General features: G+C 64.0%; 22 protein-coding genes. 12 read left to right on the top strand and 10 right to left on the bottom strand.

The features are described from left to right. The first annotated feature begins 321 nt into the window (after positions 1 to 321). From HNH97_RS07840 to spt, 4 genes are all read left to right on the top strand, one after another. Positions 322 to 1,455, top strand: coding sequence for a sensor domain-containing protein (locus HNH97_RS07840; protein WP_110912892.1), 1,134 nt, complete (start codon positions 322 to 324; stop codon positions 1,453 to 1,455). 53 nt (positions 1,456 to 1,508) lie between these two features. After that, entirely contained in the window at positions 1,509 to 3,245 is a 1,737-nt protein-coding gene (locus HNH97_RS07845) for a fatty acyl-AMP ligase (protein ID WP_171790514.1), read from the top strand. A gap of 225 nt (positions 3,246 to 3,470) precedes the next feature. Continuing rightward, positions 3,471 to 3,722, top strand: a complete 252-nt coding sequence (locus HNH97_RS07850) for an acyl carrier protein (RefSeq protein WP_003618505.1) — start codon at positions 3,471 to 3,473, stop codon at positions 3,720 to 3,722. 5 nt (positions 3,723 to 3,727) lie between these two features. Next, complete coding sequence (spt, locus tag HNH97_RS07855; RefSeq protein WP_171790515.1) at positions 3,728 to 4,939, top strand: serine palmitoyltransferase; 1,212 nt, start codon at positions 3,728 to 3,730, stop codon at positions 4,937 to 4,939. Here the strand turns inward: spt and HNH97_RS07860 are convergent. Both HNH97_RS07860 and HNH97_RS07865 read right to left on the bottom strand, forming a co-directional pair. Then, positions 4,914 to 5,900 carry a hypothetical protein gene (locus tag HNH97_RS07860; RefSeq protein WP_171790516.1) on the bottom strand — a complete coding sequence of 329 codons (987 nt, stop codon included), beginning with the start codon at positions 5,898 to 5,900 and terminating at the stop codon, positions 4,914 to 4,916. The genes spt and HNH97_RS07860 overlap by 26 nt on opposite strands. A gap of 8 nt (positions 5,901 to 5,908) precedes the next feature. Next, the gene (locus HNH97_RS07865; protein ID WP_171790517.1) at positions 5,909 to 6,886 is read right to left on the bottom strand and encodes a diacylglycerol/lipid kinase family protein; all 978 of its coding nucleotides are present in this window, start codon (positions 6,884 to 6,886) and stop codon (positions 5,909 to 5,911) included. A gap of 183 nt (positions 6,887 to 7,069) precedes the next feature. Here HNH97_RS07865 and HNH97_RS07870 point away from each other — a divergent pair, with 183 nt between their 5' ends. The 8 genes from HNH97_RS07870 to HNH97_RS07905 all read left to right on the top strand — a co-directional run bounded on the left by HNH97_RS07870 (position 7,070) and on the right by HNH97_RS07905 (position 14,217). Then, on the top strand, positions 7,070 to 7,984 hold the full coding sequence (locus tag HNH97_RS07870) for a metallophosphoesterase family protein (protein WP_171790518.1): 915 nt from the start codon (positions 7,070 to 7,072) through the stop codon (positions 7,982 to 7,984). After that, positions 7,981 to 9,219 carry an LptF/LptG family permease gene (locus HNH97_RS07875; protein WP_227744351.1) on the top strand — a complete coding sequence of 413 codons (1,239 nt, stop codon included), beginning with the start codon at positions 7,981 to 7,983 and terminating at the stop codon, positions 9,217 to 9,219. Before HNH97_RS07870 ends, HNH97_RS07875 begins: the two co-directional genes overlap by 4 nt. Next, positions 9,216 to 10,334: an LptF/LptG family permease gene (locus HNH97_RS07880; RefSeq protein WP_171790519.1), complete on the top strand. Its 1,119-nt coding sequence runs from the start codon at positions 9,216 to 9,218 to the stop codon at positions 10,332 to 10,334. The genes HNH97_RS07875 and HNH97_RS07880 overlap by 4 nt, the downstream gene beginning before the upstream one ends. Further along, positions 10,331 to 11,113, top strand: a complete 783-nt coding sequence (locus HNH97_RS07885) for a sterol desaturase family protein (protein WP_171790520.1) — start codon at positions 10,331 to 10,333, stop codon at positions 11,111 to 11,113. Before HNH97_RS07880 ends, HNH97_RS07885 begins: the two co-directional genes overlap by 4 nt. Then, positions 11,110 to 11,892 (top strand): nucleotidyltransferase family protein, encoded by a 783-nt coding sequence (locus tag HNH97_RS07890; protein ID WP_110912799.1) that lies wholly within the window; start codon positions 11,110 to 11,112, stop codon positions 11,890 to 11,892. The genes HNH97_RS07885 and HNH97_RS07890 overlap by 4 nt, the downstream gene beginning before the upstream one ends. Positions 11,893 to 11,932: 40 nt before the next feature. Further along, a complete protein-coding gene (locus HNH97_RS07895) occupies positions 11,933 to 12,463 on the top strand; it encodes an MmcB family DNA repair protein (RefSeq protein WP_320442950.1) in 531 nt (176 codons plus the stop codon). Between the two features lie 35 nt (positions 12,464 to 12,498). Next, positions 12,499 to 13,287, top strand: coding sequence for an inositol monophosphatase family protein (locus HNH97_RS07900; protein ID WP_171790521.1), 789 nt, complete (start codon positions 12,499 to 12,501; stop codon positions 13,285 to 13,287). A 117-nt stretch (positions 13,288 to 13,404) separates the two neighbouring features. After that, positions 13,405 to 14,217: a lipid-binding SYLF domain-containing protein gene (locus HNH97_RS07905; RefSeq protein ID WP_456305399.1), complete on the top strand. Its 813-nt coding sequence runs from the start codon at positions 13,405 to 13,407 to the stop codon at positions 14,215 to 14,217. A 118-nt stretch (positions 14,218 to 14,335) separates the two neighbouring features. On the opposite strand, the gene mltG is transcribed toward HNH97_RS07905, so the two are convergent. The 8 genes from mltG to HNH97_RS07945 all read right to left on the bottom strand — a co-directional run bounded on the left by mltG (position 14,336) and on the right by HNH97_RS07945 (position 21,678). After that, positions 14,336 to 15,325: an endolytic transglycosylase MltG gene (gene mltG, locus HNH97_RS07910; RefSeq protein ID WP_171790522.1), complete on the bottom strand. Its 990-nt coding sequence runs from the start codon at positions 15,323 to 15,325 to the stop codon at positions 14,336 to 14,338. A 52-nt stretch (positions 15,326 to 15,377) separates the two neighbouring features. Then, a complete protein-coding gene (gene fabF / locus HNH97_RS07915) occupies positions 15,378 to 16,664 on the bottom strand; it encodes a beta-ketoacyl-ACP synthase II (RefSeq protein ID WP_110912803.1) in 1,287 nt (428 codons plus the stop codon). A gap of 72 nt (positions 16,665 to 16,736) precedes the next feature. Further along, entirely contained in the window at positions 16,737 to 16,976 is a 240-nt protein-coding gene (locus HNH97_RS07920; protein WP_003618476.1) for an acyl carrier protein, read from the bottom strand. Positions 16,977 to 17,248: 272 nt separating this feature from the next. After that, complete coding sequence (fabG, locus tag HNH97_RS07925) at positions 17,249 to 18,010, bottom strand: 3-oxoacyl-[acyl-carrier-protein] reductase (RefSeq protein ID WP_171790523.1); 762 nt, start codon at positions 18,008 to 18,010, stop codon at positions 17,249 to 17,251. A 72-nt stretch (positions 18,011 to 18,082) separates the two neighbouring features. Then, positions 18,083 to 19,003, bottom strand: a complete 921-nt coding sequence (gene fabD / locus HNH97_RS07930; protein WP_244949367.1) for an ACP S-malonyltransferase — start codon at positions 19,001 to 19,003, stop codon at positions 18,083 to 18,085. Between the two features lie 117 nt (positions 19,004 to 19,120). After that, entirely contained in the window at positions 19,121 to 19,651 is a 531-nt protein-coding gene (locus tag HNH97_RS07935) for a YdcF family protein (RefSeq protein ID WP_171790525.1), read from the bottom strand. Continuing rightward, a complete protein-coding gene (locus HNH97_RS07940; protein WP_171790526.1) occupies positions 19,648 to 20,907 on the bottom strand; it encodes a class I SAM-dependent methyltransferase in 1,260 nt (419 codons plus the stop codon). Before HNH97_RS07940 ends, HNH97_RS07935 begins: the two co-directional genes overlap by 4 nt. Before the next feature lie 9 nt (positions 20,908 to 20,916). Beyond that, a complete protein-coding gene (locus HNH97_RS07945; protein WP_171790527.1) occupies positions 20,917 to 21,678 on the bottom strand; it encodes a glycine betaine ABC transporter substrate-binding protein in 762 nt (253 codons plus the stop codon). Positions 21,679 to 21,695 lie beyond the last annotated feature (17 nt).

Raw genomic sequence — 21,695 nt, forward strand, 5'->3', positions numbered from 1 at the left:
CCCCCCATTGTCAACGCCTTATGCAAACCCCGAAAAAACGGCGGAAAACCGGCAAACCCGTACCAAAAACTCCCATTCCCGGCACCATCCTACGAAAAAAAAGCAAAAAAAAGAGGAGGAGGCTCACGCCTCCCCCTCTCCCTTTCAGCTTACGCCACCAGCACGTCAGTCCGCGTCAACAGCATGCCCGTCAATCGGCGCCCTTATGTTGGGACATGATCAATGACAGGACACCCGGAACTTGTCTTTGTGCAGGCCTGTCCTCATACGTAAGGGGCTTTGCATCCCGCATCGCAATGACACAAATGGTCTGGATTGAACGTGCAGCGCGTTATTTTCCCTTATATTGGACATCCGCATCAGGAGTTCCATTCCCTTCCCATCGCAATGGAAATGGCCGCCCGCCACCCCGATGTCGAAGTCCATCTGGCAAGCCTGACGGAAAAACGCGAAGCGCACCTGCAATATCTGGCCAGCTTTTACCCAGAGGCACGGGTCCGATACGAACTGCTGAAACTGCCGCCCTTCATCCGCCGGCTGATCGACAGGCGCGGTCCGCAACCTGCAGACAAGATACTGGCCCTGTTTTTAAACAAAGAATATTTCCGAAAGTTTCAGGCAATCGTCGTTCCCGAACGCACCAGCCTGTATCTGCGCCGCATGGGCGTGCGGGAGCCCAAACTCGTCTGGACGCGGCATGGCGCGGGCGATCGGGCCGTCGGTTTTGCCAAGGATGTCCGGCACTTCGACTATATCCTGATGGCTGGCCACAAGGTGGAGCAGCGCCTGATGGCACAGGGCAGCCTGCGTCCCGGCCATTATAAAAATGGAATTTATGCAAAATTCGATCTGGTGCAGCGCATGAATATTCATCGCGACAGACTGTTTCAGAATGACCGCCCCACCGTCCTGTATAACCCGCATTTCAGCCGCCACTTGTCATCATTCCCAAAATTCGGCATTCAGATACTCGATTATTTTGCGCGACAGCAGAAATACAATCTGGTTTTCGCTCCGCACTACAGGTTGTTCGACAGCCATCGTACCCAGGCACAACGGCTGTTCCATCCGTACCGAAACTGCGGACATATGTTGTTTGATCCAGGTAGCGAGAAGAGCATCGACATGACCTATACCATGGGGTCTGACCTATATATGGGCGACGTCAGCAGTCAGGTCGCGGAATTCCTGACCACGCCGCGTCCGTGCCTGTTCCTGGATGCGCATGCGACCCACTGGCGCGACAACCCGAACTACACAAGCTGGTCCCTGGGGAACGTGATCCATTCCGTCGCGGATCTTGGCCATGAAATCGACAGGGCATTTACAATGCAGACCCAATTCCTAGACCGGCAGAAATCGTATATACATGACACGTTCGGCCATGCCGTGCCGGGGCCGAGCGCCGCAACTGCCGCGAATTCAATCATTGACTTTCTAAGGTCAAATGATTGATGACCGCGTTTTCTTCATTCCAAGTCCTGCCCGTGGAAGTCACATTACCGGAAATGACACGTCTCCCGACCCCTACAGATTCTGGCCAGCCGCGACGCTACGGCGATTTCGACACGTTCCTGCAGGCGCTCGATTACGCCGCGGAAGGCGAAAGTGGCTTCAATATCTACTCGGGCCGGGGTGAACTGCTGGAGGCTCTGCCCTACCGCACCCTGCGCGAACAGGCGCGCGAGGTTGCACAGCGCCTGCTGTCGCTCGGGCTGCAACCCGGTGAGCGCGTGGCGATCGTCGCGGAAAGCGATGGGGATTTCGCGCGCATCTTCTTCGGCTGCCAGTATGCCGGCCTGATTCCCGCCCCCCTTCCCCTGCCCGTCGCCTTCGGTGGGCGCGAGGGGTATGTGGCGACCCTGCGCGGCATGGTCAAAAGCGCGGATGCCTCGGCACTGGTCATCGCCTCCATCATCGCATCGTGGAAAGATGACCTGATCGAAGGGCTGGACCTGCGCTTTGCCGGTGTCCCCGAAGACCTGCTGGCCACGCCGATTACCGTGACCGACCTGCCTGAAGTCGGGCCGGACGACATTTCCTACCTGCAGTTTTCTTCCGGCAGCACGCGCTTCCCCATGGGGATCGCGGTGACACAGCGGTCGGGCATGGCGAATGCGCATGCCATCGCCCTCAACGGCCTGAAGGTCCGTGAAAAAGGCGACCGCTGCGTCTCGTGGCTGCCGCTGTATCATGACATGGGACTGGTCGGATTCTTCCTCACCCCCATGACGTGCCAGTTGAGTGTGGACCTGCTGCCGACGCGTGAATTCGCACGCCGCCCGCATGTCTGGCTGGACCTGATCAGCCGTAACCGTGGCACGATTTCCTACAGCCCGTCCTTCGGATATGAACTGTGCGCGCGCCGGGCGACGTCCATCTCGCTCGACCTGTCGTGCTGGCGGGTCGCGGGGATTGGTGGCGACATGATCCGCTATCATATCCTTGAGGACTTTGCCGAACGCTTCGCCGCTTCCGGCTTTGACAGCCACGCCTTTACCGCCAGCTACGGCATGGCGGAAACGACGCTGGCCATCAGCTTCGTGCCGCTTGGCTCTGGCATCCAGACCGATACGATCGACCTGCGCATCCTCGAGACGCAGGCCATCGCCTCGCCTTCCAATGATCCGTCGCAGATGCTGCGCACGTTCGTCATCTGCGGCGAAGTCCTGCCCGGCCATGAGCTTGAGGTCCGCGACAGCGAAGGCAGGGTCGTGAAGGACCGGCAACTGGGGACGATTTTCGTGCGCGGCCCCAGCCTGATGCAGGGCTATTTCCGCCAGCCGCAGGAAACCGCCAAGGTGGTCGATGCGGATGGGTGGCTCAATACGGGGGACCTTGGCTACATGCTCGATGGGCAGGTGGTCATCACCGGTCGCGCCAAGGACCTGATCATCATCAATGGCCGCAACATCTGGCCGCAGGACCTTGAATGGTCGGCGGAGACGGAAATCGCCACCCTGCGCAGCCGTGACGTCGCGGTCTTCTCCGTCGATGAAAGCGAGGGGGAAAAGATCGTGGCCCTGGTCCAGTGCCGCGCCACCACCCCCGAAGCGCGCGAGGCCCTGCGCAACGACACCGCCAGCCTGTTCCGGCGCCAGCACGGGGTTGATGTGTCGGTCATCCTTGTGCCCCCCCACACGCTGCCCCAGACGTCCTCGGGCAAGCTGACGCGCGCCCGGGCGAAGGCGATGCTGCTGTCGGGCGCGTTCAAGCCGATCGATACCAGCATTTCCGTGGCCTGATCCCACCGGCCCCCTGTCCGTTCCCGTCATGCGCCGGGAACGGATGTACTGCTGGCAGGTTAAAGCGGCACTGGTCAAAATACCGTTTTTCAATCATAAGGGGGGCCTTCATGGGGGGACACCATCAGGCGCGCCCCCTGTTCCGGAAAACCCCGGACTCTGGCAACGACACGCTGACCCCCTTTTCGGTGATATCCGGCAGGGTCATGCCATAAGGATGTAATAATGAGTGAAACGGTAGCGGACGTCTCGGCCATCATTGTGCAGACACTGCTGGCGAACCCCAAGGTTCCCCGTGACATCAATGGCGGCAGCAAGATCGTCGAGGATCTGGCGTTCGATTCACTGGCCGTCATGAACTTCGTCATGGAGATCGAGGACAAGCTTGACGTCTCCGTCCCCCTCGACCGGCTGGCGGATATCCGCACGATCGACGATCTTGCCGCCTGCATCGTCTCCCTCAAGCAGGCGTCCTGACCGGCATGTCCATTTTTTCGAAATATGAGGGGCTGTCACGTTCGCTTTCCGCCGTGACTGCCGAAGGTGGGCGCAACCCGTTCGACGTGGTGATCGAACGGCCGATTTCCTCGACGGTCGGGCTGATCGAAGGGCGCGAGACCCTTCTGTTTGGCACCAACAACTACCTTGGCCTCAGCCAGTCGCCCGCCGCGATCGAGGCCGCCGTGGAGGCCGCGCGCAAATATGGCGTCGGCACGACCGGTTCGCGCATCGCCAACGGCACGCAGGGCCTGCACCGGCAGCTTGAAGCCCGGCTGGCGGCATTTTTCCGCCGTCGCCACTGCATGGTGTTCTCCACGGGGTATCAGGCCAACCTTGGCACGATTTCCGCGCTGGCGGGCAAGGACGACTACCTGCTGCTCGATGCCGACAGCCATGCCAGCATCTATGACGGCAGCCGCCTGGGCCATGCGCAGGTCATCCGTTTCCGCCACAACGACGCCGACGACCTGCGCAAGCGTCTGCGGCGCCTTGATGGCACCCCCGGCGCGAAGCTGATCGTGGTGGAGGGGATCTATTCCATGATGGGCGACGTCGTGCCGATGGCGGAATTCGCGCAGGTCAAGCGCGAAACCGGCGCATGGCTGCTGGCGGACGAGGCCCATTCCGTGGGCGTCATGGGCGAGCACGGGCGCGGCGTGGCCGAGGCCGACGGGGTGGAAGACGACATCGATTTCGTTGTCGGCACCTTCTCCAAGAGCCTTGGGACGGTTGGTGGCTACTGCGTTTCCAACCATGACGGGCTGAACCTGATCCGGCTGTGTTCACGTCCCTACATGTTCACCGCGTCCCTGCCACCGGAAGTCATCGCGGCCACCATGGCGGCGCTGGACGAACTGGAAAACCGGCCCGAACTGCGCCACCAGTTGATGGACAACGCCCGTCGCCTGCATGCCGGGCTGAACGCTGCCGGCCTGCGCACCGGGCCGCAGGCCAGTCCGGTCGTCTCCGTCATCCTTGATGATGTGGAACAGGCCGTCGCCTTCTGGAACCGGCTGCTCGACCTTGGCGTTTATGTCAATCTCAGCCTGCCGCCCGCAACACCGGACCAGCACCCGCTGCTGCGCACCTCCGTCATGGCGACGCACACGCCGGCGCAGGTGGATCAGGCCGTCAGTGTGTTCGCTGCGGTTGCAGGCGAACTCGGCATCAATCGCGCCCCTGTTTCCGCCTGAAATACCCTGCCTGCCGCAGCGACCATAACAGGCGCGGCAGGCAGATCAGCGGGTGACGTTCGGCAAAGGGCGACAGCGGCAGGTCAATGCCGGAATGGCGCTTGATCTTCCATGCGATATAGCGCGCGCCCCCGGCGAAGGTGAATGCGCCCTTGGTCAGGCGGGCGATATTCAGCGGCTGCCCCATCCTGCGGCGCAGCCACCAGCCATCGCGCATGTCCTTGCGCCATGCGGCATCGACCGTCGGTTCCAGCACGTCCCCATGCTCCACGAAAGGCAGCCCGTCGGCCCGCCATGCCGCAGCCAGCAGCGCACGGTAACGCGCCTCGTGCCCCTGCACGATGGCACGCGGACGCTTGCGGCTGCTCTCGACCCGCAGTTCCGCGCCATAGGTGTTTGAAAACAGCGCGTTCCAGAATTCATCGGCCGTGCCCTGCCGGGGCCCCAGCGCCATGGCCCAGCGCGCGGCCATCGCCACCGCACGGATCAGGCAGCCAAGGATGGCGTCGGCCGCCTGCGCATCACGCACCCAGACCAGGCGCACGGGCTGGCAGAAGCGTGCCCATATCGTGGTGTCCAGCGTCCTGCGGCCGGTCATGTGGCGGAACTGCTCCAACGTCAGGATCGCGACCTTCGCGCGCACCATCCGTCCGTCCACGTGGCGTTCGTGATATTCAACGTTGGGGGGCAGCAGCCTGTTGGCCGTGCGCGCCCAGCCACCTGCGGGCCAGTCCGGCAGGCGTTCGACGATGATGTAGAAATCCAGCACCCCATCCAGGTCCGGCTGCCGCAGGGCGGAGCCATAGAACAGCACCCCGAGCGGGCGCGACGGACCGACCATGTCCGCGACAAAGGACGTGACGGCAGGAGGCACAGGCTGAACCAGTTCGGAGACCAGCAGGTGCGCGATCCCGCCTGCCGCACTGGCATCGGGGACAGGGTTCAGCGGGTGCGGGGCCATCTTCTCCCTCACGCCTGGATGAAATCGATGGGCGGCGTGACCGACAGGTAGGTCACACCATCGGGACCGGAATCCAGCACTTCGCCATCGAGCACGAAATCCTCCTTCATCTCCAGCCGGATGCGCCGGGCGCAGCCACTGTCATAGGCCGCATTGCGCCGCAGCCATGCGGGCACACGCCCGCGCAGCAGTGACAGCACCGCCCCCGTCAGGCGTGGCGGCATCCCCGCCACGTCGAGGTACCAGATGCCATCGTCATGCGAATCGTGCCCCTGCCAGAACGGCCACACGCCATGCGGCAGTTTCTGCAGGGTCGTCGCAAGGAACAGGAAACATGACCCGGCGCGCCGTGGCGCATCCTCCACCGTAAGCGCGACCCTGTCGCCCTGCATCCATTCCTGCCGGAAACGCCGCGACAGCAGATGCGCGATGGAGGAGCACAACGTCATGATCACCGCCATTTCATGCGAATACCGATCGAGAATCGCAGGCTGGTGCGCCAGTTCGATACCCCGCCGGAAGGCGGCCCCGCCATGGAACATGCCGACGACGGGGGAACGTTGCGGATCGCTCCAACTGACGACAAGGCCACGGCGGCGGCGGATGTTGCGCCGCATGTCGCCACCCGCCGCAAGGCGGTTGAGCCGTGACAGCGCCTCCATCCCGCGCAGCCCGAATCCCACATCCCCCGCGATCAGGTTCGTATTCCCCGAAGGCAGGATCGCGATCGCGGGCAGGTTGTCCGGGCTGTAATGACGATGCACCGCGCTCAGCACGTCACTCAGCGTACCGTCGCCGCCATCCACCACGATGCACTGCACATTGCGCCGCGCAAGGTCGGCCACGGCGCGCACCAGTTCGTCAGGTGCCTTGGGGGTCAGGAAATCATCCCCCAGCAACCGCCGCGCCATCATGCTGTATTGTTCGTTCCCGCTTCGATTCCGCCGACTGCGCGGATTATGGATAATGACGAAGCGTGGTGTCACGGACGGTCCCAATCGTTTAGAAATTTGACGTACGGGTCATAAGCAACCATCTGCCTCTTATTGCAAGCTAGGAAAACCCGCTTATCTCGACATATGGCCCGTCGGGATGGTGTGATCCATACATGACGAAGCCAGCAGACAAGCCGTCTGGCGCATCCAGATGCATCCGGGGGAAAGTGCCTTTTGACCGATATTCTCATTGCACATGCCTCCGATCTGCATCTGACACTCGACACCCTGCGCATCCGGGCGCGTGACCTGCTGAATAAACGCGCCCTGAGTTACCTGTCATGGCAGCGCCGGCGACTGATACACCGTACGGACGTCCTGCGGCGCGTGATGGCGGACATTGCGGCCCATGATGTTGACATGCTGGCGCTGACGGGGGACCTGACCAACCTTGGCCTGCCCGATGAATGCGCGCAGGCGGCACGCTGGCTGTCGGAACTGCCGATGCCGGTCACGGTGGTCCCCGGCAACCACGATGCACTCGTCAGCCACGACTGGCACCAGACCATCGGCAGGTGGGCTCCGTGGATGGGTCCCCTGCCCTTTCCCTTTGTCCGCCGGGTGGGGCCTGTTGCCCTGATCGGCATCAATTCCGCCCATCCCACCCCCTGTTTCCAGGCATATGGCGATATTGGCGCGCGCCAGGCCGCACGGCTTGCGGATGTGCTGGAGGAAACCGGCCGGCAGGGGCTGTGCCGTGTGGTCATGATCCACCACCCGCCCCTGGCCCGCCTGACACCGCGGCGCAAGTCCCTGCGCGATGCGGACAGGTTTGCCGCCTGCATCGCACGGCATGGGGCGGAACTGGTCCTGCATGGGCATACCCATGTCTCCACCCTTGCGACCCTGCCCGCGCCCGGTGGCCCGGTGCCCGTCGCGGGCGTGGCGTCCGCATCCGCGCAATCGTCAGACCCGGCGCGCGCGGCATCATGGAACCTGGTGCATATCTCCCCCCTTGATGGGGGATACCGCACGGAAATCACACGCAGGATCATGCTGCCCGATGGCAGGGCCGTCGCCACGCCACCGATTATTTTCACCACGGCCGCTTCATCCCCGACGCATTCGGGTATAAGCACGCCTCGATGAACCTTCCTCCGTCCATGCGCCGTGGTCTCCGGGGACTGATGCCCGGAACGCTGGATCATTACCTGCTGCAGCAGGTCATCCCGCCATTTTCCATCTCACTGGGCGTAGTGATGGCGGCGCTGCTGCTGGAACGGCTTCTGGCACTGTTCAACCTGCTGGCATCCAATGGCAGCTCGATGAAGACCTTCGTGTCGCTGCTGACGGACCTTGTGCCCCACTATCTCGGGCTGGCGCTGCCGGCGGCCATGTGCGTCAGCGTGTTTTCGGTCATCCGGCGGATGAGCCAGAACCACGAGATCGACGCCCTGATGGCCAGTGGCGTATCCATGTTCCGCATCGCGCGGCCCTTCATCGTCGTGGGGGCCATCCTCGGCGTGCTCAGCTTCTCGCTTTATGGGTTCATACAGCCTTATGCCCGCTACAATTACCGCTCGGCACTGTATTTCGCCAGTCATAGTGGATGGGCCCCGCACCTGCAATCGCACATGTTCGCGGCCCCCTCGCACGACCTGATGCTGACGGCGGAAAAGGTGGATGACGCGGGATCACGGATGTTCAAGGTCTTCATCCGCGACAACAGCAACCATGACCTGACGCGCTACATCACCGCGCGCAAGGGATACCTGTATATCCCCAACAATGACGAGAAGATCCGCCTCGACCTGGTTGACGGCACCATCATCACCGACCGGCATGACAAAAGCCCGAGCGTGATCCATTTCGACCATACGACGGAACTGTTTTCCCCCCACGGGCAACTCGACAAGCTGAAGGCCTACCGCACGCGCGGGCAGACGGAACGTGAACTGACGCTGCCCGAACTGTATCGCGGCATCCGCCACGGCATTGACGGGATCAAGCATTCCTATCTGGTCGCGGAACTGCATTTCCGCCTTGCGCGCACGGCGGCGATCCCGTTCATCCCCCTGCTGGCCTGTGCGCTGGCGGTCATGGCGAAGCGGCAGAAGCGCAGCATCGGCCTGCCTGTTGCGGCCATTGCGCTGGTGGGGTTCGACCATACGCTGCAGATGGGTCTCAGCCTTGTGGCGAACGTGCACATGTCGCCGCTGCTGGTAATCTGGCTGCCGACGCTGGTTTTCGGCACAGGCTGCGTCTGGGCGCTGGTCTGGCGCTGTGGGGGCCTGCGCATCCTGATGATGCCCGAACATCCCTCCAGCCAGCGTGAACTGTCGCCCGACGGCCTGCCGCGCCGCATCCAGGATGCACGCCCATGATCGGCTGGGCACGGCGCACCCTGCTGCCGGGCGGCAGCGTCCTGGTGGGATACCTGACGCGCGAACTCCTCTCCAAGGTCTTTGCCACCGCCGCCGTCATCATTGCGCTGATGGAGGTTCTGGCCCTGCTGGAGCAGGTCACGGAGATCATGAGTCGCCATCTCGGCCTGTCGGGGGTGCTGTATTACGCCGTGATCCGCCTGCCGCTGCTGTTTGGCAACGCCATGCCGCTTGCGGTGCTGATCGGGGCGCTGATCACGCTGGTGCAGCTTACAAGTTCGAACGAGATTTCCATCCTGCGTGCGGCGGGCCTTTCGACGCCGGGCCTGTTCCGCCTGTTCATGCCGGCCGTGCTGGGGCTTGGGCTGCTCTGTGTCGCTGTCGATGACCAGCTTGTCCCACGTAGCGAGATCGCGCAGGCACGGTGGTGGAACAGCACCAATCCCTCCCCCAATGGGGTCTCCCGCGATGTCTGGTTCCGCACCGGCATGACGCTGGTCAATATCGGCGGCGTGGCGCATGGCGGGCGGGAACTGCATGACGTGACCGTCTATCGCCGCGAGGATGACGGCAGCCTGCAGAAGGTCATCCACCTGCCGACGGTCCGCTATTTCATCAACCGCTGGGGCGGGGTGCCCGACCACAGCCTGACGGTGCTCAGCCCCACCCGGGTGGAACAGGCCGACAATACTGATGAAACGCGCCTCGTGCTCGACTGGCCGCAGGCGCTGACGCCCGATGTGCTGCTGCAGCTTTCGGAAAATACGCCGCTCTCGATCTCGACGATGCTGCGTGTCCTGCGTAATGAGTTCCCGTCCAGCCAGTCCCCGGCATTTTTCATGACCGAAATACTGGGTCGTATCATGTTACCCCTGACATTTACGGTTATGCTGTTATTGGCTATTCCTGTGGTTTATATCCCTCCCCGGGCCGGGACACGCAGTTGGCTGCCTGTCTGGTGCCTGGGTGCAGGTCTGGTGTTTGTCGTGTTTCAGGGGCTGTTGCGGGCTCTTGGCAATGCCGGTACGCTCCCCTCCGTGGTGGCGGTTTTTGTCGGGATCGTAATTTTCATTCTCGGCGTTGTGACAGTGCTATTGAGGATAGAAGAACGATGATTACCAGTACCCTGAAGAACACATCGATCCGGACGGGGCGCAGCTTCGACCTGGGAAAGATGAATCTTCGTCAACTGTGGATTGCCTATCTCACCTATCCGACCATCCTGCTTTATTTCGCACTGGCACTGTGCAGCTTCGGCATCATGATCCACACATTCGTGTCATGGCTGCCGGTCGTCATCAGCATCGTGTCGGTTGTCTTCGTCTATCCGCTGGTATGGTACGCGATTCACCGCTTCATCCTGCACGGGCGGTTCCTCTATCGCCTGAAATGGACATCGGCCCTGTGGAAGCGCATCCATTTCGACCATCATCAGGATCCGCACCTGCTCGACGTCCTGTTCGGATCGCCGCTCAATACCATTCCGACCATCGCAATCGTCACCATTCCCATCGGCTTTGCCATCGGGCAGGCGGCCGGGGCGGCGGCGGCCTTTGGCGCGGGCCTGACGATCACCTGCATTTATGAATTCTTCCACTGTATCCAGCATCTTAACTACAAGCCGAAGATGGCGTGGATCCAGCGCATGAAGCAGCGTCACGTGCTGCATCACTTCCACAATGAAAACGGCAATTACGGCATCACCAGCTTCATCGCCGACCGTCTGTTCCGCAGCTATTACGTCGATGCCAAAAGCTGCACGCGCAGCCCCAGCGTCTTCAACCTCGGCTATGACCAGGACGAGGCGAAGCGCTACCCATGGGTCATGGACCTGACGGGTTCGCCGCCGCGCGACCGTCCCGATGGCGCGAATCCGAACCGGAACGCCGCATGAGCACCGATGCGGGGCTGAATGTCCTCATCCTTGCGGGGAGTCGCCGTGGCGTGCGCGACCCCATGGCGCAGGCGGCCGGCATTTCGCACAAGGCCATCCTGCCGGTCTGTGGCCGCCCGATGATCACGCGGGTCTGTGATGCCCTGATGCAGGTGCCGGGCGTCAGGCGGATCGTGATCTGTATCGACAGCCCCGACGCCGTGCGCGACGCGGTCCCCCCGTCGGTCACGTTCCTCCCCGAGGCCGCGGGCCCGAGCGCCAGTGTCATGAACGCGCTTGGCGTCCTTGGTGCGCCACTGCTGGTCACGACGGCGGACCATGCCCTGCTGCGCCCCGAATGGATCAATGGTTTCATCGCCGATTCCACGCGCGCGAACTGTGACATGTCGGCGGGAATCGCGCTTGAGTCGGCCATCATGCGCGACGTGCCCGATACGAAACGCACGATGATCCGTCTGGCCGATGGTGCATTTTCGGGCTGCAACCTGTTTTTCCTGCGCACGCCCGCCGCGATGTCGGTGCTGAAACTGTGGCAGCGGCTGGAAAATGACCGCAAGCATCCGCTGCGCATGGCGCGCCTGCTGGGCTTGGGCATCCTGCTGCGATTCGTCCTGCGCCGCCTGACACGCACGGACGTGTGCGCGCGCATTGGCCAACTGACGGGTGCGCGCGTCAGCCTGATCCCCATTGATGACGGATGCGCCGCCGTGGACGTGGACAAGCCCGCCGATCTCGACCTGGTCACGCGCCTGATCGGGCGTGAGGCCCCTCCCGCATAGGGCAGAGCCGCAATACACCCTGTGACCCACGGTGTGAAACGTGCCATCAGATCTTCCCATGCGCTCCCCCCAACCGGACCTGCCGACCGCCGACATACAACCCGTGATCCGGCGCGCGGTTGCATGTCTGTGCGCGCAGCATGACTGGGCCGTGCTGCATGAAATGCCCCTGCCCAACGGGCGGCGCGCGGATATCATGGCGCTGTGTCTCGCCGGGCGCCTGACCTGTATTGAGATCAAGTCCGGGCTGCCCGATTTCCGCAGTGACCTGAAATGGCCGCAATACCGTCCATGGTGTGATGCGTTCTATTTCGCGGTGCCCCATTCCTTCCCGCAGACGGTCCTGCCTGACGATGTGGGCGTGATGGTGGTGGATGTGGCTGCGGCGTCGGGATACGGGCCTGCGATCGCCGATGCGGCCATCATCCGCCCCGCCCCGATGCACAAGCTGGCCCCCGCCCGGCGACGCAGCGTGACCCACCGTTTCGCCATGCTGGCGGCGCAGCGACTGAACCGGATGGAAGATCCCGCGCTGGCCACAGTGCTGCGCACGGCGTTACGTTCTGAATGACCGGCCCCAGCGCCCCTGTAGAAAAAGGAAACACCATGTCCAATCCCATCCTCTGCCGTTTCGAGGCCGCCCGTTCGGTCGTGCGCGACGCCGCCGCCCTGGCGATGAAGATGCGCCCCGCCCCCGGCGGCCCGCAGGCCACGCAGAAGGCCGCCCAGGACTGGCTGACGGAAACGGACGGCGCGGTGGAGGCCCTGATCTCCCAGCGGATTGGCGAGCTGTTCCCCGAGGACGGGTTCCAGGGCGAGGAGGAAGGACGCACCCGCACCGGCAGCCTGCGCTGGGTGGTCGATCCGATCGACGGGACCTCCAACTACGCGCGCGGGCGCAACCGGTGGTGCATCTCGCTTGGGCTGATGGATGGGGACACCCCGGTCGCAGGCATTATCGAGGCCCCGGCCCTGCGGGAAACCTATACCGCCGTGCGCGGGCATGGCGCGTTCCTCAACGGGCAGCCGATCCATGCCTCCCCCGTGTCCGACCCGGCAACCTCCCTGATCGAGATGGGGTGGAGCAACCGCGTCGGACCCGGTGTGTTCCAGCAGAAGATCGACGCCATCCTCGGCCTTGGGGCGATGCCGCGTTCGGGCGGGTCCGGCGCCATCGCGCTGGCCGAAGTCGCCTGCGGGCGGCAGGATGGCTATCTGGAAATGAGCATCAACCTGTGGGATGTCGCCGCAGCCCTCGTCCTGCTGGAGGAAGCGGGGGCGCGTGTTTCCCCCTTCCTGCGGGATGGCGGGCTGGACGGGGATGCGACCATCCTTGCCGCCGCGCCCAATATTGCCGATGCACTGTCACGCGCAGTTGGCGTATCAATGGATTGATGGACGTCGCGCATTGACGTAACCAGCCATCATTCGGCCATGAAAACGGGTCATGTCCCCCGGCGGGACAGGCCCGCTCATGCCGCGGTCCGGCACGATCGAAAGGGAGCACAAGGCGTGCGTAACGGTTTCTTCGTCAAAAGTCTCATGGCCGCAGCCCTGCTTGCGCTGCCCTGCAATGCCGTCATGGCCGCCACCGCGACCATGGAAAAGGAACAGAACCTTGTCGACAGGGCCACGCTTGCGGTGCGGGACATCTTTTCCGGGGCGAAGTCCACCAGCAAGATCACGCGCTACCTTGCGCAGGCGCGCGGCGTGATCGTGTGCCCGTCCGTCTTTCGCATGTCCATCGCCTTTGGCGGCGGCAGCGGCGGATGTGTCCTGCTGACGCGCGATGCGCGCGGTTCATGGTCGGACCCGGCGTTCTATACCATCACCACCGCCAATTTCGGCCTGCAACTGGGCATGCAGGACGCCGAGATCATGATGTTCGTCATGACCGACAATGGCGTGCAGTCGCTGCTCGACAGTCAGTTCAAGTTCGGGGCGGATGCCGGGACGTCCTTTGCCTCCTCCGGTTCGGGAATCGAAAGCGGGACGGCAGGATCGCATAACACCGACATCATGGGCGTGCAGAAATCAAAGGGCATGTTCGCAGGCGCCGCCCTGGGCGGATCGAAGCTGAAGGTCAACAGTCCGGCCAACCGCGCCTATTACAACCAGATCGTCGGGCCGGAAGACATCGTGATTTCCATGCGTGTCAACAATCCGGGGGCCGATCCCCTGCGCAGCGCACTGACCGAGGTCCTGACAGCGGCGCAGGCCAATGTTCCCACCGGTGGCACGAGCACCACGACATCCAGCAACCAACCCGTTGTCCAGCCTGCGCAGGCCGGACAGGTCCACAGCCAGGACCTGCCCAGCCAGTAAGGGAAATTACCAAAAGTTTCCGGGAGCCGCCTTTTTCCAGGAAGGCGGCGTCCTTCGAAGCTTGTTGAAAAAGCTTCCCCAAAAAAAACTTCTGAATGATTTTCGTTAACGGGCAGTTCTATTTGGGGGCTGATGTCTGGTGCTGCCTGAATGCGCTGACATGCCGGTTGTGATCGCCCAGACTGCTGGCGAAATCATGGCCGCCATGGCCATTGGCCACGAAATACAGCATGTCCCCATCCGCCGGATGGGCCGCCGCCTCCAGCGACGCCGCACCGGGGGAGCAGATCGGGCCGGGCGGCAGGCCCGGTATGACATAGGTATTATAGGGCGTGGACGTAGTCAGGTCCGTATGTGACAGCGCATGCCCCAGCGGTCCGGCCCCCTGATTGATGCCATAAACCACCGTCGGGTCCGACTGCAGCCGCATTCCCTGATGCAGGCGGTTGAGGAAGACACGCGCCACCATCGGCCGTTCCTCCGCCACGGCGGTTTCACGCTCGATCATGGAGGCAAGGACCAGCAGCGCCTGCGGATCTGCAATGGCGGGATCAGGCACCCGCCCGTCCCATGCATGGGACAGCGCACGGGCCATGGCGCGCTGCATGCGCTCCAGCAGCGCCGCACGCGACATTCCCCATTCATAATCATAGGTCAGGGGCATCACGCTGCCCTCCGTCGGGGACGTAAACGTCCCGTCCAGCGCGGGCGCATCTGCCAGCAACGCCGCGATCTGCAGCGCCGAACGCCCCTCCGGAATGGTCAGGCGATGGATGACCGGCCTGCCATGACGCAGCACGAAAAGGATCTGCTGCATGGACGCATGTGCGGGAAAGGTCAGTTCAGCGGCATGAAGCGCCCCGTCAGGACGGGTCAGGCGCACCGCAATACGAAAGACGGGATGGGTCCATGCATCATCGGGAAAGACACCGGCCGCCCGGAGCGAGGCATAGGCGCTGCCTTCCCCTCCCTTGGCCACCACGACCACACGTGCGTCCGGCAACGGGCCGGGACGGGTGAACACCCACATCCCGAAACCAATACCCGCCAGCCCCGACAGAACCAGAACAAGAAAAACGATACCCAGTCCGGCCAGAACCCTACGCACGCCACCCCTTTCGTATCATCCCCCCGTTACCGGGAGGTCTCAGCCCCTGTGTTCAGACACCACGCAGGATGATGCTGGCGTTTGTGCCGCCAAAGCCGAAGCTGTTGGACAGGATGGTGTCGATGCGACGTGCCTGCGCCTCATGCGCGACACGGTCGATCACGCTCTCCCGCGAGGGGTTGTCGAGGTTGAGCGTCGGCGGCGCGACATTATCGCGAATCGCAAGGATGGAGTAGATCGCCTCCACCGCGCCCGCGGCACCCAGCAGGTGCCCGATCGCCGACTTGGTGGACGACATCGCAAGCTTGCGCCCGTCATCACCGAACAGCCGTTCAACCGCCTCAAGCTCCAGGTCATCGGCCATGGTGGAGGTGCCATGCGCATTGACGTACTGGATGTCGGCCGGCGTCATGCCCGCGCTGCGCAACGCACCCTGCATGGCGCGGAAGGCACCGTCATGGCCCGCGGCGGGGGCCGTGATGTGATGGGCGTCGCCCGACATCCCGTAACCCACGACCTCGGCATAGATTTTCGCACCACGCGCCTTGGCGTGTTCGTATTCTTCCAGAACGACGATGCCCGCACCCTCGCCCATGACAAAGCCGTCACGGTCCCGGTCCCACGGGCGCGACGCCTTGGCCGGCGTATCGTTGAAATGGGTGGACAGGGCCTTGGCGGAACAGAACCCGGCAATGCCGAGTTCGCACACCGCAGCCTCAGCCCCGCCGGCCACCATGACGTCGGCATCGCCCAGCATGATCATGCGCGAGGCATCGCCAATGGCATGCACGCCGGTGGCGCAGGCCGTCACGACGGAATGGTTCGGCCCCTTGAACCCGTATTTGATGGAGACATGCCCCGAAACAAGGTTGATCAGCGCGGAAGGAATGAAGAAGGGCGACAGGCGCCGCGCGCGACCTTCCTTGACCGTGACCGATGCCTCGTAAATCGTCTGAAGACCACCGATCCCGGCGCCGATCATGACACCGGTGCGGCAGCGTTCTTCCTCGGTCTCGGGCTTCCAGCCGGAATCCTCGACCGCTTCGGTTGCTGCCACCAGTCCGAGATGGATGAAACGGTCCATCTTCTTCTGGTCCTTGACAGGAACCCAGTCGGAAAGAGTCAGGCAGTTTTCTTCGGTGGGCCCGGCCGGGACTTCGCCTGCGACCTGCGCTGGCAATCCTGACGGATCGAACGCGGAAATGCGGCCAAAGCCGTTTTCCCCCGCCACCAGACGTGACCAGTTATGTTCAATCCCCAGCCCGAGCGGACTGACGATGCCCATACCGGTCACAACAACGCGTCGCTGTTTCGACGCCAATCCGGCAGACTGTATCAACCCGACCTGCTCCCTGAATCTGACAATACCTGACTGTTTCTTTACTCAAGCCTCAAAAGCTGCAAACGCAGCTCAGGCGGCCTTCTGCTTCTCGATGTAGTCGATCGCGTCCTTGACGGTCGTGATCTTTTCCGCCGCATCTTCGGGGATCTCGACGCTGAAGGCTTCCTCGAACGCCATCACCAGTTCAACGGTGTCCAGGCTGTCGGCCCCGAGATCGTCGATGAAAGAGGCGTCCGGCGTCACCTTGCTTTCGTCAACACCGAGGTGTTCGACAACGATCTTCTTAACCTTATCGGCAATTTCGCTCATCTGTCTCTGCTTCCTGTCTGCCCCTGAAGAAACGGGCGGTTCGAAACTCATTCGTCCTGGTAACGTCCCGCAAACCGGAAACGCGAGAAAAAGCGTCCGGCCCGCTTCGGACGAAGCTGCGGGCGATTAGCACGGTTTGCGTGTCCACGCCAAGGCGATGATCGCATTTCCTTGTGCCTGCGGCGCATCATGTCGCGATGCGCCGCCCCGTTCACCCTCTCTTTTTTGCCACTTCGGCCCTGCTGTCCAGCGAAATTCTCTCCTCCCCCGCCTCAGGGCATCGCCATGCCGCCATTGACGTGCAGCGTGGCCCCCGTCACCCATGCCGCCTGCGCGGAGGCGAGGTAGACTACCGCGGACGCGACGTCGTCGGGCTGGCCCATCCGGCCCAGAGGAATCGCGGAAACCAGCTTTTCCTTCTGCGCATCGGGCAGGACATCGGTCATCGCCGTCTGGATGAAACCGGGTGCGACGACATTGACGGTCACGCCACGCGCGCCGGCTTCCTGCGCCATGGACTTGCTCATGCCAATCATGCCGGCCTTTGCGGCGGAGTAGTTCACCTGCCCCGCATTGCCCGTCACGCCCACGACGGAGGCGATGTTGATGATGCGCCCGCTGCGGCGGCGCAGCATCCCCTTGAGCGTCGCGCGCGACAGGCGGAACGGTGCCGACAGGTCCACGTCCATGACGCGGTTCCAGTCCTCGTCCTTCATGCGAATCGCAAGCGTGTCGCGCGTCAGCCCCGCATTGTTGACGAGGATGTCGAGCGGGGCGCCCGCCTTCTCCTCCGCCGTGGCGACAAGGGCGTCCGCCGCCGCCGCGTCCGACAGGTCGGCGGTGCAGACATGCAGCCGTCCCTCATCCGTGCCCGCGTCGCGCGCGATGGACGCCGCGACATCGCGCAGGACCTGCTCACGCGTGCCGGACAGGACGACACACGCCCCCTGCCCATGCAGCGCGCGTGCGATCGCACTGCCGATTCCACCCGACGCCCCGGTTACCAGCGCCACCTTTCCATCAAGCCTGAACATCTAACAGCCATTTTCCTTGCTACTTGGGATGGCGGTCCCGCCGCCTGCGGGACTGCCGCAACTGGTGTCGCCTCAGCGCGCCGCCAGGAACGCCTCGACATCGGCGGGGGTGCCGACCGAACGCGTCGCCACGTCGCCGTTGATGCGCCGCACGAGACCGGAGAGAACCTTCCCCGCCCCGATTTCGGTGAAACTGTCCACACCCATCGCCACCATCGCCTCCACGCTTTCACGCCAGCGCACGGTGCCCGTGACCTGCCGCACCAGCAGGTCGCGGATGGTGGCGGGGTCCGTCACCTTCGCCGCCGTCACGTTGGCGACGACCGGGATGACGGGGGTGCGGATTTCCTCATGCGCCAGGGCTTCACGCATGGCCTGCGCCGCGGGTTCCATCATGGAGCAATGGAAAGGCGCGGACACCGGCAGCGCCAGCGCGCGCTTGACCTTGCGTGCCTTCGCAATGGCGATCGCACGTTCGATGGCCGGCATCTCGCCCGCCACGACCACCTGCCCGCCGCCATTGTCATTGGCGATCTCGATGATCTCGCGCCGGTCCGGCTGGCCTTCTTCCTTCACGACCGCTGCTTCCTCGCAGATGGCGCGCGCCTGTTCCAGATCCACGCCAATCAGCGCCGCCATGCCGCCGCGGCCCACGGGCACGGCCTTCTGCATCGCCTGCCCGCGCAGGCGCAGCAGGCGCGCCGTCTGCGTCAGGCCGAACGACCCCACTGCCGCCAGCGCCGAATATTCCCCCAAGGAGTGCCCCGCCACCAGCGCGACCTCCGTGCGCAGGTTCACCCCGCCCTCACGCTCCAGCACGCGCAGCACGGCGAGCGAGACGGCCATCAGCGCGGGCTGTGTGTTTTCCGTGCGGGTCAGGTCCTCGATCGGGCCTTCGAACATCAGCTTCGACAGGTGCTGGCCCAGCGCGTCGTCAACTTCCTGGAAGACTTCGCGCGCAGGGGCGAACGCTTCGGCAAGGTCGCGTCCCATCCCGACGGACTGGCTTCCCTGGCCGGGGAAAATAAAGGCTTGCACAGGCATGGCTGTCGTGTCCCGCTCAATGTTCAAAAAAATCCCTGCGGTGATGGCGGCACGACGCACCCTCTGTCAATCGCGCGATGACGCCCCGCGCCTGCCCTGCGCCAGCATCAGCAGCACATCCCACGGCAGGGCCGCGCCCTCACGCAGGCGCCAGAACCACCGCCGGGACACCGAGCGCGCGGCCGGATGCGGCGGGGGCGGCACCCGCATGACCCGCCAGCCGGCAAGCGCCATCAGCGCCATGCAGCGCGGCAGGTGATAGGCGCTCGTGGCCACGGCCACCGGCCCGTCATGCCCCATCGCATGCAGCAGTCGCGAACAGGCCCGCACCGACTCCAGCGTATCGCGCGCCGTCTCCTCGGGCAGGATATTTTCCCCGGCAATGCCAAGGTCACGCAGCATCGTGGCCATGACCGCGGCCTCCGACGGCAGCCCGTCACGCGCGGCCCCCGTGGGGATCAGCAGGGGATGTTCACATGTGCGCGCAAACGCCGCCGCCGCCTCCACCCGCAGGCGCAGGGTGCGTGACGGCGTGCCGTCCGGGCGGACGCGTGCGCCAAAGATGACAATCGGCAGGCGACCGCCATCGCCTGTCACTTCGGTGCGCGCAGCAGCACCCGGTTCAGCCCGGACAGGGTGGCAAACATCGTGCGCCAGATCGTGGCAAACCGCGCGGCGGGAATGCCCCGCGTCTCCATGATGGCGGCAAGGTCGCCCACCGTGCGCTCCCCATCGATCAGCGGCAGCAGGCCGCGTGTCTGCGGCGGCACCGCGACGGGCACCACCAGCGTGCCGAACGCAAAGGGCAGCCGGTCGTCCGGCCCGATCTGCTTCGCCAGTTCGACGCCGGGAATTTCCCGCATCACCGGCACGGAATCCATGGCCATCGGGTCCGCGCGTGACACCGGGCTATCGGCACGGGTGACATAGGCCACATGCGTCGCCATGTTGCCCGCCAGGTCCTCCGCCACGGCGGCGCGGTCGCGTTCGGGCATGTCGCGCAGGCGCGCACGCAGGCGCGGGTCCGCCAGCAGGAGCGCCGGGTCGTAGCGCAGCGGTTCCATCAGGCACGCAACCGACAGCCCCGCACGGTCCAGCAGGCCGAACAGCGCCGTCACGTCATAGGCCCGGTCACGCGGGTTGAGCAGCAGGTCATACAGCCCCGCATCCCCGCCCGTCAGGTGATCGCCAAAATTGGTGTTCTGCCGCAGCCATGCGGTGGCCGGCAGGTGGCGCATGACACGCCGCGCCACATCCAGCCTGCGTGCCGGCGCCTCCTCCAGCGGGGCAAGCCGCGCCAGCGCGTCCTGCACCATGTACACACCCGTCCGGCCATAGGGCGCATAGACCATAAGCCCCATGCCCCCACCCGGCGCCAGCATCCCCGTAAGCGTAGACAGCACCGCATCGGGGTCCGGCAGGTGGTGCAGCACGCCGCAGCAGTCGATGTAATCGAACGCCCCGAGGTCAAGCGCATCCAGCCGCGTCAGGTCCCCCGGCACGAAGCGGATGTTTTCCAGCCCCCGCGCCTGTGCCCGTTCGCGCGCGATGCGCAGGGCATGTTCCGACCGATCGACGCACACGACCTCGCCGGGACGCGCCTCACGCGACATGTGGGTGGCCAGCATGATGGCCCCGTCCCCCGTGCCGCATCCCGCGACCAGCGCGCGCAGTGGCCGCGAACGCGGACGGGTCGCGCCGAACACCCAGTAGTCGATTTCACGCAGGTGGCTGGGGCTGCCGATCAGCAGCCGCCGCTTTTCCTCACGCGGGTCACGCTCGGGATAGGGATAGGCCTCGTACTGTGCCGCAAGCCCCCCATCGCGCGCATCACCGCCGCCGGTCGCGTCCATGGCCGGGCCTCAGCGCGGCAGAAGCTTGCCGCGCTGCCATGCCTCGGCAGCGGCGTCGGCGCTCATGCCTTCCACGCGCATGGCATGGTCAAGCGCGCTGACCACCTTGTTGCCCAGCGTCAGTTCATCGAGTTCGTCGAGCATGTCACTGTCGAGTTCCGGCCTGACGGCGCGACGCACCAGCATGCGCGCCGTCTGCGCCGTGCCCAGCGCCCCCTTGGGATCAGCCAGCGGCGTCAGGTTGGTGCTGCCATAATGCAGGAAGTTCGGCTGCCACAGCGCGATGATCGCCGGATCGCCGGTCCTGATCGCCTGGTCGGCATATTCCACCACGTCCTCATCGGGGCGGGCGGCGATGGTGAAGCCATGTTCCGTCAGGTTGTAGGCCGCAACCCCGTGGCGCACCCGGTCCAGCACGGACTGCGCGGTCACGATCTCACGGTTCACGTCATGGCCATCGGCGGCGAGTTCGGCGATCGAGGTCAGGCCCGTGGCGGCGGAAGTGGGCAGGTACCAGCCGAATTCCGGCCGATACAGGTCGCCCAGCGGCTCCATCCCCAGCGCGGGGTCGAGGTAGGCCGCATCCACATCCGGCAGCCATGCGGATACGAACAGGTCGATATCACCATTGCGCATGTGCGCCATCAGCGCCTCATGCGTGCCGGGGACATATTCGATTTCCAGTTCATAGGCTTCGAGCACGCGCGCAACGGCGGCGGCCGTGGCCTCGTGCAGTGTTTCGTCCAGGTGTCCAAGCGTGACCGATGTCATGAGAATTCTCCATTCTG

Origin of the sequence: Gluconacetobacter entanii (assembly GCF_013155425.1) — a bacterium.
Taxonomy (GTDB): Bacteria; Pseudomonadota; Alphaproteobacteria; order Acetobacterales; family Acetobacteraceae; genus Novacetimonas; species Novacetimonas entanii.